Source organism: Altererythrobacter sp. Root672 (assembly GCF_001427865.1).
GTDB lineage: Bacteria > Pseudomonadota > Alphaproteobacteria > Sphingomonadales > Sphingomonadaceae > Croceibacterium_A.
The window spans coordinates 51,764-62,171 of the sequence record NZ_LMHH01000005.1 but is presented as its reverse complement, the minus strand read 5'-3'; the positions used below and the strand labels follow the sequence as shown (position 1 = coordinate 62,171).

9 protein-coding genes are annotated in these 10,408 nt (G+C 65.1%); 4 read left to right on the top strand and 5 right to left on the bottom strand.

What is annotated here, in order from left to right; translation table 11 throughout:
• Positions 1-315 precede the first annotated feature (315 nt).
• Positions 316-1,191 carry a hypothetical protein gene (locus tag ASD76_RS17755; protein ID WP_156457811.1) on the bottom strand — a complete coding sequence of 292 codons (876 nt, stop codon included), beginning with the start codon at positions 1,189-1,191 and terminating at the stop codon, positions 316-318.
• Between the two features lie 299 nt (positions 1,192-1,490).
• Between ASD76_RS17755 and ASD76_RS17750 the strand changes: the two genes are divergently transcribed.
• The 3 genes from ASD76_RS17750 to ASD76_RS17740 are packed head-to-tail and all read left to right on the top strand — an operon-like array spanning position 1,491 to position 3,151.
• Positions 1,491-2,054, top strand: a complete 564-nt coding sequence (locus ASD76_RS17750; RefSeq protein WP_055926500.1) for a hypothetical protein — start codon at positions 1,491-1,493, stop codon at positions 2,052-2,054.
• Complete coding sequence (locus ASD76_RS17745) at positions 2,055-2,675, top strand: 6-phosphogluconolactonase (protein ID WP_055926496.1); 621 nt, start codon at positions 2,055-2,057, stop codon at positions 2,673-2,675.
• Complete coding sequence (locus tag ASD76_RS17740; RefSeq protein WP_055926493.1) at positions 2,663-3,151, top strand: NUDIX domain-containing protein; 489 nt, start codon at positions 2,663-2,665, stop codon at positions 3,149-3,151. Before ASD76_RS17745 ends, ASD76_RS17740 begins: the two co-directional genes overlap by 13 nt.
• Here the strand turns inward: ASD76_RS17740 and dinB are convergent.
• The gene (dinB, locus tag ASD76_RS17735; RefSeq protein ID WP_055926490.1) at positions 3,146-4,276 is read right to left on the bottom strand and encodes a DNA polymerase IV; all 1,131 of its coding nucleotides are present in this window, start codon (positions 4,274-4,276) and stop codon (positions 3,146-3,148) included. The genes ASD76_RS17740 and dinB overlap by 6 nt on opposite strands.
• Positions 4,277-4,329: 53 nt before the next feature.
• On the opposite strand from dinB, the gene ASD76_RS17730 reads away from it, so the two are divergent.
• The gene (locus ASD76_RS17730; RefSeq protein ID WP_055926485.1) at positions 4,330-5,577 is read left to right on the top strand and encodes a multidrug effflux MFS transporter; all 1,248 of its coding nucleotides are present in this window, start codon (positions 4,330-4,332) and stop codon (positions 5,575-5,577) included.
• A gap of 152 nt (positions 5,578-5,729) precedes the next feature.
• On the opposite strand, the gene ASD76_RS17725 is transcribed toward ASD76_RS17730, so the two are convergent.
• From ASD76_RS17725 to ASD76_RS17715, 3 genes are all read right to left on the bottom strand, one after another.
• Complete coding sequence (locus tag ASD76_RS17725; protein ID WP_055926482.1) at positions 5,730-7,355, bottom strand: MFS transporter; 1,626 nt, start codon at positions 7,353-7,355, stop codon at positions 5,730-5,732.
• A gap of 84 nt (positions 7,356-7,439) precedes the next feature.
• Positions 7,440-9,329 carry an acetyl/propionyl/methylcrotonyl-CoA carboxylase subunit alpha gene (locus tag ASD76_RS17720; protein WP_055926479.1) on the bottom strand — a complete coding sequence of 630 codons (1,890 nt, stop codon included), beginning with the start codon at positions 9,327-9,329 and terminating at the stop codon, positions 7,440-7,442.
• Positions 9,326-10,408, bottom strand: coding sequence for a phytoene/squalene synthase family protein (locus ASD76_RS17715; RefSeq protein ID WP_055926476.1), 1,083 nt, complete (start codon positions 10,406-10,408; stop codon positions 9,326-9,328). Before ASD76_RS17715 ends, ASD76_RS17720 begins: the two co-directional genes overlap by 4 nt.

Genomic DNA, 10,408 nt, shown 5'->3' with positions numbered 1-10,408 from the left:
CGCATCTATGCAAATGGCGGTCATGCATTCGGGATGCGGCCGACAGACGATCCGATCACTACGCAGTGGCCGGGGCAAGTCGAACAATGGCTGCATAACATAGGCATGCTGTGACGCAGGAGATGCCGGGAAGGTCCGCTTATTTCACTATTTTTGTATAACCTGTCATTTCCGCTTTCCACCCATGTCGGTCATTCCGACCGGCAAAAGCGCAAATCGGGACTCGCTCCAAAGCGGCCCGTCTGCAAACGACCTATTGCGGACATTTGAGTTCCGACCATCGGCTTCTCTGTGGGCATGGAGGGGGTTGAAGGATTACTCCTCGGCCGCTGCAGTTTCTGCCGTAGCCTGTTGGCGCAGTTCGCGTTTGACGCCTAGGATGGTGGTCAGGCCAGTCTGGTTGGACTTCGAGGCGTAGAGTGCGCCGAGATAGGCGTTGTCGAACGCGGTCATCTCAGGCGGCGGCGTCACATTCGCGTCGAACAGCGCGAGTATCGTGTCCATCACCTGGCCGTCACCATCAACTGGCCGAGTTCGGGCCAATCCGCGCATTGTTGCGTAATCCGCCAGCTGGACCAAGGTTTTGTCGCGGACGTCGTCGCGGTCAAACAGGATCGTCACCCCGGTAATGTCTTCGCGGACCCGGATTGAGGTTCGCGCGACGCCCCCACCAGCGTCTGCCTTCACCTGCCTTCCATCCGGCCCCAAAGGGAGGGGCATTCCGTCGCGGGAGCGGGTCTGGGTCGTGGTCCAGACGTGCGCTGGCCCGTCGTCTGCGAGCATCTCGATCCGTTCGTGGCGCGCCATGTCCTTAAACAACCAGTACCGGCCATCGGCGATCTCCTGAAGTATGGCCTGTCCGTCATCGACAAACGCCACGACGAAATTGGGTGTGCAGCTGCCGTCGTCGTCGGTCATCCAGAGGCCGAAGCGCTCAGCATTCGCCCGGATGCGGTCGATAACCAGCCCTGCGAAGTCAGCTTTCAGGCCCATCACCCCGGGACAAAGGCGGTCGCCGTCGAAACGCGGTAGCGGTGCGTGGCGAATGCCGGTCGATTGAGTGACCTGACGGGCTTGGCGGACAACCTCGCGCTCGGTCGGCAACTCGGGAACTTTACCGGTGACAACGATTTCGCCATTGCCCGAGGGCGGTGGCTCACCTTCGGTCTGGGCGAGAAGCAGCGAGGGCAACAATAACGCACCAAAGAAACCGATGAGAGCGCGTGAGAAGAGCACAGTCCAGCCTCAGTTCGGGTTTCCAACTCATTCGTATCCGCCGGGAAATACTATCGAGACCTCAAGAAGACAAACGGGATCCCGACGAGTCCATGTCCAGGTGGTTTGCTGATTGGGTCGAATCCTATGTCTGCTTTCCACCCAGTGCGGACATTCAGGATTCTCCGCTCATCACCCGGAACCGGACATTCCCACCGCAGGGCTTCCGAAAGCTAACACCCTTAGTCTAGGGTCGAGCGACCGGGGGGTTCTCAATGCCGTCGTTCTTTCTTGCCCTGCTTGCTGCTGCGGCGGCCACCCTTGGAGGGCGAGAGGCGGTGCGCGTGGCGCGGCTTTCTGCGAGGCTGGGCCCGGCCCTGGGGCTACTGGTGGCCAGCTGGATCGCATGCATCGTGGCCTGCGCGTTGGCGGCCTGGCTCGGGGCCGGCCTTGCCGCGCAGTTGTTTCCAGAAGCCCAGGCGATGCTGGTGGCGATCGTTCTGTTACTCGCCGGCCTCGAGCTGGCCTTGCTCGGACCGGGGCGTGCTCCGCGAGAACCGACCCGCTCCTTCGGGGCGATCCTGCTGGTGCTGGGCATGGCGCAGATAACGGGAGCCGCCGGGTTCCTGGTCTTCGCCCTGGCAGCCTCGACCGGGACGCCTGCACTTGCCGCAGCCGGAGGGGCGTTAGGCAGCGCCGCCGTACTGACCGCGGCCTGGTCCATTGGCCCGGGATGGGAGGCCCGGCTTCCGCTTAAGCCGCTGCGCTACACGATTGCCGGGCTGCTGATCGTCGCTGCACTGGTGACGGGGCTCGATGCGCGAGGCATACTGGGCTGAATGGCCGATATCGAAATCATTGAAAGTGCTGCCGACGAGGCCATCGCCGACTGGTTGCGTGGGCGGATCGAAGCCGCGCTTTCCCGTTCCGCCGAACCGGTGGCGCTAACCGTGCCGGGAGGTTCGACGCCGTTCCCGATCCTTTCGGCCCTGGCCAGAGCGTCGCTCGACTGGCGGCGGATCACGGTCTGGCCGGGCGACGACCGGCTGGTGCCGGAGGACCATCCGGCGAGTAATACCGGCAAGATCCGCCAGTTGCTGGAACCGGCAGGGGCAGAAGTGGTTACCCTTACGACGATGGAAGCGGTGCCACACTTCGCCCTCGCGTGGCTGGGAATGGGTGGAGACGGGCACATCGCCTCGCTCTTCCCCAACACCGATCCGCGTGCTGACGACACGCAGCGCATTCGTCGGCTGACGCCCGATCCCCTTCCGCCTGAGGCCCCGTTCGACCGGATCACCATGACGATCCCGGCTTTGCTCGACAGTGACGAATTGATGTTCGTCATTCGAGGCAGCGACAAGCGCGCGGTGTTCGAGGCCGCGGCGAGAGGCGACAGTGACCTGCCGATTACGCGGTTGTTGCAGGCGGCGACGCAGAAAGTCACATGCTTCACCTGATCCCCGCTCCCTTGCACCGGCAGCTCTATCGCCTGGCCGATGGCGTGCGAAAGCGATGGTGGATCATCAGCCGCCCGCGCCGCACCAGCGTCGTCGTCCTGGCGTTCGACGATCATGGGCAGGTTCTGCTGGTCCGTCACTCCTATGGTGTGCGGGTCTGGACGGCACCAGGCGGGGGCATGGGTGAGCAGGAAGATCCGGCATTGGCCGCCGCGCGCGAGTTTCGCGAGGAGTTGAGTTGCGAACTGTCGGGCCTAACGCTCCTGGAAGCGCGAGAGCTCGAGATTTCCGGGTCGCGCGACACGGTGCACCTGTTTGCGGCGCGGCTGAATGGCACCCCACGCCCTGACATGCGCGAAATTGTCGCGGCTGGCCTGTTCGACCCTGAGCATCTGCCTGCCGATTGTTCGAGACTAGTCCCCAGTCAGGTTGCGCTGGCCGTGGCCGCGCTGGAGACCGGCGCGCTCAAATCATAGCAGCGAGAGTTGCGCTTCATCCCGTGGACGCTCTTCGACGCCCGCATCGCGTTCGAGCGAGCTTAGCGTCAGCCCCATCAGGCGGATCGGCAGCGGCAAGGGCAGTTGTTCGTCCAACAGCGCGCGGGCGACCTTGGCGAATTCAACCTTGTCCTTGACCGGACGCGGCAGTGAACGGGCGCGGGTCGAGAGCTGGAAGTCGGTGTATTTCATCTTCAGCGTCACCGTGCGGCCTCGCGCATCCTTCTCGGCGATCCGTTCCCAGACGATGTCGATGATGTTGTCGAGCGCCTCGCGCAGCGCCTGGCCGCTCGAAATGTCCTCGAAGAAGGTGCGCTCCCCACCGATCGACTTGCGGATACGGTTGGCGCGGACCGGGCGCAGGTCGATCCCCCGCGCAGCGCGGTAGAGGTAGTCGGCGAAGCTGCCGAAGTGGCTGCGCAGCCAGGCGATGTCCTTGGCCGCGAGGTCGGCGCCGGTTTCGATCCCCAGCTTCGCCATCTTCTCCGCCCCGCGCGGGCCGATGCCGTGGAACCGCCGCACCGGCAGGCTCTGCACGAAGGCCGCGCCCTGGCCCGGGCGGATCACGCACAGGCCGTCGGGCTTGTTCTGGTCGCTGGCGAGCTTGGCGAGGAACTTGTTGTATGACACGCCCGCGCTGGCGGTGAGCTGGGTCTCTTCGCGAATACGCTGGCGGATCAGCTCGGCGATGCGGGTGGCGGAGCCGATCCCGCGCAAGTCCTCGGTCACGTCGAGATAGGCTTCGTCGAGGCTCAGCGGTTCGACGTGCGGGGTGAATTCGAGAAAGATGGCGCGGATTTGCTGCGAGACCTCAGTGTAGGCATCGAAGCGCGCCTTGCAGAAGATCAGGTCGGGGCAGAGGCGCTTGGCCGTGACCGAGGGCATGGCGGAGCGCACGCCGAACCTGCGCGCCTCATAGCTCGCCGCCGCCACCACGCCGCGTCCACTCGACCCTCCGACCGCCACGGGTTTGCCGCGCAACTCCGGGTTGTCGCGCTGCTCCACGCTGGCGAAGAAGGCGTCCATGTCGACGTGGATGATCTTGCGCAGGCCAAGCGCCGCCTCATCATCGTCAGAGGTCGGAGAAGGAGCGGTAGGGGTCATCAAAGCAATCTAACCGTTGTGTTGCACCGCAACATGGGTCTACGGGCGCCGGCATGACGATAACCGGAGTCCCGCACGACAAGAAGACCATCGGCCGCAAGGAGCTGGTGGTAATGGTCGCCCTGTTGATGAGCCTCAACGCGCTTACGATCGACGGCATGCTGCCGGCGCTCGACGACATGGCGCGCGAACTCGGCGCTGCAGGGGGCAACCAACGCCAGTTGGTCATCGCGGTTTACCTGCTGGCGAACGGGATCGGCTGCCTCGTTCCTGGAGCCTTTGCGGATCGTTTCGGACGCCGGCCGCTGCTGCTGTTTTCGCTTGCGGCTTACACCGTGTTCTCGCTGTTGATTGCGCTGGTGCAGGACTTCTACGTGCTGCTGGCCCTGCGCGGGATGCAGGGCATGCTGACAGCCGGCCTGATGGTCGTGCCCACCGCAATCATCCGCGACCAATACGAAGGCGACCGCATGGCGCGGTTGATGAGCCTGGTCAGCGCCGTGTTCATCGCGGTGCCGGTAATCGCGCCTAGCCTGGGGCAGGCGGTGCTGTTGTTTGCTGGCTGGCGGTGGATCTTCGTGCTGCTTTCAGGGATGTCCGTGCTCGCCGGGATATGGGTGTGGAAGCGGCTCCCCGAGACGCTCGACCCCGCATACCGTCAGCGGATCGACGTGCCGGTGATCGCCAAGAACATGCGCGTGGCGCTGCTCAACCGCGCCTCGATTGGCTACGTGCTCGGCACGATGCTGCTGATCGGTGCGGTGTTCGGCTACGTGAACAGTGCGCAGCAGCTGATCGGCGAACACTTCGGCATGGGCGATATGTTCCCGGTCGTGTTCGGCGCCACGGCGGCGATGATGGTGGTGTCGAACCTGGTCAATTCGCGCATCGTCGAGCGCTTCGGCGCGCGGCGGGTGTCGCATACCGGTGTGCTGGTGTTCATCGTCGTTAGCATGGTGCAGGTCTGGGCCGCGCACTACCGGCCTGACAGCATCGCCTGGTTCCTGCCGCTTATGGCGACGAACCTCGGCCTGCTCGGCTTCCTCGGCGCGAACTTCGGTTCGATCGCGATGCAGCCGTTCGCCAAGATCGCCGGCGCGGCGAGCAGCATCCAGACCTTCTTCCGCATGTTCGGCGCGGCCGTGGTCGGGCTGATCATCGGCCAGGCCTATGACGGCACTGCGCAGCCTTTCGCCCATGCGCTGCTGATCTGCAGCGTCAGCGCGCTGTTGCTGGTGTCCTACAGCGAGAGCGGCCGGCTGTTCCGCCGCCTCAACCCACCCGCGAAGGCCATGGCCTAACTCCTCCTCGGAACGGGGAGGGGGACCGCCGCCGAAGGCGGGGGTGGAGGGGCACGTGCGAGTGCTCCTGACCTCCGCGATCGGGTTAAGCGAGGGTGCCCCTCCACCATCCTGCGGATGGTTCCCCTCCCCCGAGGGGGAGGATTTTCTCCTTAATGCTGTTGGTCGATCGACCGCTTGAAGGTCTCGGGCAGGAACAGCAGGCCGACAATCACGGTCAGCACGGCCACGATGATCGGATACCATAGCCCGGCGTAGATATCGCCCGAGGACGCCACCATGGCGAAGGCTATGGTCGGCAGGAAACCGCCGAACCAGCCGTTGCCGATGTGGTATGGCAGGCTCATCGCGGTGTAGCGAATGCGGCTGGGGAACAGCTCGACCAGCAGTGCCGCGATCGGGCCGTAGACCATGGTCACCAGCAGTACGAGGACCGTGAGGATCGCGATGACCATCGCTGTATTGGTCTGCGCCGGATCAGCCTTGAGCGGATAGCCCGCTGCCTCCAGCGCCGGAGTAAGGGCCGCATTGAACGTGGCCTTGTCGTGGATGTCGAGCTGGACGTCGCCGATCATGACCACGCTATCGCCCGGCGTTTCCTGGTTCGCGTAAGGGATGCCGGCCTTGGCCAGCGCTGACTTGGCGATGTCGCAGCCCGTCTTGTCGAAGGTCGTCTTGCCGATCGGATCGAACTGGACCGAGCAAGTCTCGGGCCGCGCGACCACCACGACCGGCGCGCGCGCCTGGGCATGGGCGAGGGCGGGGTTCGCGGCCTCGGTCAGCGCGCCGAACAGCGGGAAATAGAGGATCGCTGCCAGCGCACAGCCGGTTAGGATGATGGGCTTGCGGCCGATCTTGTCGGACAGCCAGCCGAACACGACGAAGAACGGCGTGCCGATGATCAGCGCAACGGCGACGAGCACGTTGGCCGTCCCGCCATCGACCTTGAGGATGCGCTCGAGATAGAACAGCGCGTAGAACTGGCCCGTGTACCAAATCACCGCCTGCCCCGCGACGGCGCCGAACAAAGCGATCAGCACCAGCCGCAGGTTGCGCCACTTGGCAAAGGCTTCGGTCAGCGGCGCCTTGGAGGTCGTGCCTTCCTCCTTCATCTTCCGGAACACCGGGCTTTCTTGCAGTTGCAGGCGGATCCACAACGAAACGCCGAGCAGGATCGCCGACAGCAGGAACGGCAGGCGCCAGCCCCAGTCGGCAAAGGCAGCCTCGCCCATCCAGGTGCGCAGGCCGATGACTACAAGCAGCGCTGCGAACAGGCCGAGCGTGGCGGTGGTCTGGATGAAGCTGGTGTAGAACCCGCGCTTCCCCTCTGGCGCATGCTCGGCGACGTAAGTGGCCGCGCCGCCGTATTCACCGCCGAGCGCCAGGCCTTGGATCAGCCGCAGCCCGACCAGCATGAGCGGGGCAGCGACACCGATCGAGGCGTAGGACGGCAGCAGCCCGACGGCGAAAGTCGAAGCGCCCATCAGGCCCATGGTCACGAGGAAGGTGTTCTTGCGCCCGACCAGATCGCCAATCCGCCCGAACACCAAGGCCCCGAACGGCCGCACCGCGAAGCCGGCGGCAAAGGCGGCGAGGGCGAGAATGAAGCCGGTCGTCTCGTTCACACCGGAAAAGAACTGCGCGGTGATGATCGTTGCCAGCAGGCCGTAGAGGTAGAAGTCGTACCACTCGAACACAGTGCCGAGCGAGCTCGCGGCGATCACCTTGAACTGTGAATCGCCTAAGGGCGCGTCTGCTGCGGCTGCCGTAGTGGCCATTGGTATCCCCCCGAAGACCTTGTTTGGAGTGAGAGTGCCGCAGTGGAGGCGCGTGCGCAATCCTCCCCGGAACGGTGAGGAGGACTAGGCGGCTTTCTCCACCCGGGCGAGCAAGGCCTCTACTTGCACCTGCTGACCTGCCGTCACCGTGAGCTCCGCCACTGTTCCATCGAACGGCGCAGTCAGTGCATGCTCCATCTTCATCGCCTCAAGCACGAGCAGCCGCTGGCCTTTGCTCACGGTGTCACCTTCAGCCACATCGACTGCGATCACCTTGCCGGGCATTGGCGAGAGGATCGCTCCGTCGGCAGCCGAGCTTCCCGATGTGCCTTGAGTCCGCGGCCAGTCGATAACGAAGCTGTCGCCATCCACACTCAGGAGTTGTGCGTCCGAATCCGGCATGTCGCGGAAACCGTGCTGATAGTCTTCGCCAGGCGGTGTCGGTGAGTAGGTGAACGCGATGGGGTGACCATCGACGGCCATCACCTGCTGCGACTGGGGAGGCGCATTCAGCCGAAAGGCCGTGAGGCCGCTCACTCGCGGGTCGTAGTTGCCCGACGCGCGCAGCAACCAGTCCAGCGTATCGCTAAGAGCTCGGTCCGACGGAGCTGAACGGGTAGTCAACGCCTCCTCATGATTGGCAATGAAGCCGGTTTCGACCTTGCCGATGGCGAACTGTTCCGTCTCGAGCAGCCGTTTGAGAAACCAGGCGTTGGTCTTCACCGGCGCGCACGATGTTTCGCCACAGGCCGTCGCTAGGGCGCGCCGTGCAGTTTCGCGGTCTCCAGCCGAGGTGACGAGCTTGGCGATCATCGGATCGTAGTAGGGAGAAATGGCGTCGCCCTCCTCGACACCTGTCTCCACGCGCACCCCATAGGGGAAGTGCAAGCGATCCAGCCGCCCCGTGCTGGGCAGGAACCCCGTCGCCGGGTCCTCCGCATAGAGCCGCGCTTCCATCGCCCAGCCCTTGATGGATAACTCGTCCTGCCGCTTCGGCAGTGGTTCCCCGCTCGCGACCCGCAACTGCCACTCCACCAGATCAACCCCGGTGATCTCCTCGGTCACCGGATGCTCGACTTGCAGGCGGGTGTTCATCTCCATGAAGAAGATGCGCTCGGCGCTGAGGCCCTCGCTGGCGTCGGCGATGAACTCGATCGTGCCCGCCCCGACGTAGTCGACGGCCTTCGCCGCCCGCACCGCCGCCGCGCAGATCGCCTCGCGCGTGGCTGGGTCCATGCCGGGGGCGGGCGCTTCCTCGATCACCTTCTGGTGGCGGCGCTGAAGTGAGCAGTCGCGCTCGAACAGGTGCACCACGTTGCCGTGGGTGTCGCCGAACACCTGCACCTCGATGTGGCGGGGCGAAGTGATCCACTTCTCCAGCAGCACTTCGTCATTGCCGAAGCTGGCTTTCGCCTCGCGCTGGCAGCTCTCCAGCAGGTCGAGGAACTGATCGGGCGCATTGACCCTGCGCATGCCCTTGCCGCCGCCGCCTGCGACGGCCTTGATCAGTACCGGCCAGCCGATCTGCTCAGCCTCGACCAGCAGGCGCTCGGGTGCCTGGTCCGCGCCCATGTAGCCCGGCGTGACCGGCACGCCGGCGCCCTGCATCAGCTTCTTGGCCGCGTCCTTCAGGCCCATCGCGCGAATGCTCTGAGGGTGGGGGCCGACCCAGATCAGCCCGGCCTCGGTCACCGCTTCCGCAAACTCGGCGTTCTCGCTGAGGAAGCCGTAGCCCGGATGGATCGCTTCGGCCCCTGTAGCTTTGGCCGCCTCGATGATCCGGTCGCCGCGCAAGTAGCTCTCTGCTGCGGGCGAGGGCCCGATATGCACCGCCTCGTCCGCCTGGCGCACGTGAAGCGCCTTGGCGTCGGCGTCCGAATAGACGGCAACCGTGCGGACACCCATGGCCCGAGCGGTGCGGATGACCCGGCAGGCGATCTCTCCGCGGTTGGCGATCAGGAGCGAGCGAATCATGATTCCTCATCCGGCAGCGGGGTCATCGGGATCGGAGCAATCGGACCTTCCATTCGCACTGCAACGAGGATCTCGCCGCGAGTCCAGCGCGGCCATTCGTCAGGTTCGCGCGGCCGGCTGAACGCCTGCGAAAGTGCCCGGAACACCGCGCCGAGCTTCTCCAGCAAGGATACCGTCACCCGGTGATCCCAGGCCTTTACGCCACGGGCGCGGACCTTGCGCGCGATGGCGAGGTAGATGTTCGCCGCCGACAGCACCGCCCAGCGCTGGCGGAACGGCAGCTGCGCGGCGCCGAACCGTGCGGCGGTTTCGTGCTGTTCGGCCAGGTCGACAAGGCGGCTGACCAGCACGACGAGCTCTTCGCGATGTTTCGGCTTCATGTGCTCGCCGGGCGGGATGTCGGCCTCGACCAGCCACTCGACCGGTAGGTAACAGCGGCCTGCCGCATCGTCCTCCGACATGTCGCGCGCGATGTTGGCGAGCTGGAACGCCAGGCCGAGGTCGCACGCCCGGTCGAGCATGCTCTCGTCATCGTCGGGCACGCCCATGACGTTGGCCATCATCACTCCGACAGCCCCCGCCACGTGATAGCAGTAACGCATCAGGTCGCCCTCGGTGCGCGGACGCCAGCCTTCGGCGTCGAGTTCGAAGCCGGCGATCACGTCATTGGCCATCTGCTCAGTCAGTCGGGCCTCGAGCGCAACCTGGCCGAAGGCATCGAACGCGGGGTCTGCGGTGGGCTGTCCATCGAGCGCGCGGCGAGTGAGGATGCGCAGCGCCTGGATGTAGTGTTCGGCGAGTTCCTCGTCGTTTGTCCGCCAGCCGAACTCCTGTCCGTCGGCAATGTCGTCGCAGCGGCGGCACCAGGCATAGAGCAGCCAGGCCTTTTCGCGCGTCGGACGATCGAACAGGCGGCTGGCGAGGGCGAAGCTCTTGCTGCCCTTGGCAATAGACGCGCGCGCTTCATCGACCAACTCCTCGCGCTCGCGCCCTCCGCCGACTTGCCGCACCGGGGGGCGGAGGATGCGCGACGGCGCGAGAAGGCGCGGGCGGCGGTCCTTGAAACTGCGGATCACCAT

Bases quoted from the DNA above. Each gene is read 5' to 3' on its own strand.
- ASD76_RS17750 (WP_055926500.1), top strand. From the start codon at position 1,491: ATGCCGTCGTTCTTTCTTGCCCTGCTTGCTGCTGCGGCGGCCACCCTT.
- ASD76_RS17745 (WP_055926496.1), top strand. From the start codon at position 2,055: ATGGCCGATATCGAAATCATTGAAAGTGCTGCCGACGAGGCCATCGCC.
- ASD76_RS17740 (WP_055926493.1), top strand. From the start codon at position 2,663: ATGCTTCACCTGATCCCCGCTCCCTTGCACCGGCAGCTCTATCGCCTG.
- dinB (WP_055926490.1), bottom strand. From the start codon at position 4,276: ATGACCCCTACCGCTCCTTCTCCGACCTCTGACGATGATGAGGCGGCG.
- ASD76_RS17730 (WP_055926485.1), top strand. From the start codon at position 4,330: ATGACGATAACCGGAGTCCCGCACGACAAGAAGACCATCGGCCGCAAG.
- ASD76_RS17725 (WP_055926482.1), bottom strand. From the start codon at position 7,355: ATGGCCACTACGGCAGCCGCAGCAGACGCGCCCTTAGGCGATTCACAG.
- ASD76_RS17720 (WP_055926479.1), bottom strand. From the start codon at position 9,329: ATGATTCGCTCGCTCCTGATCGCCAACCGCGGAGAGATCGCCTGCCGG.
- ASD76_RS17715 (WP_055926476.1), bottom strand. From the start codon at position 10,408: ATGGTGATCCGCAGTTTCAAGGACCGCCGCCCGCGCCTTCTCGCGCCG.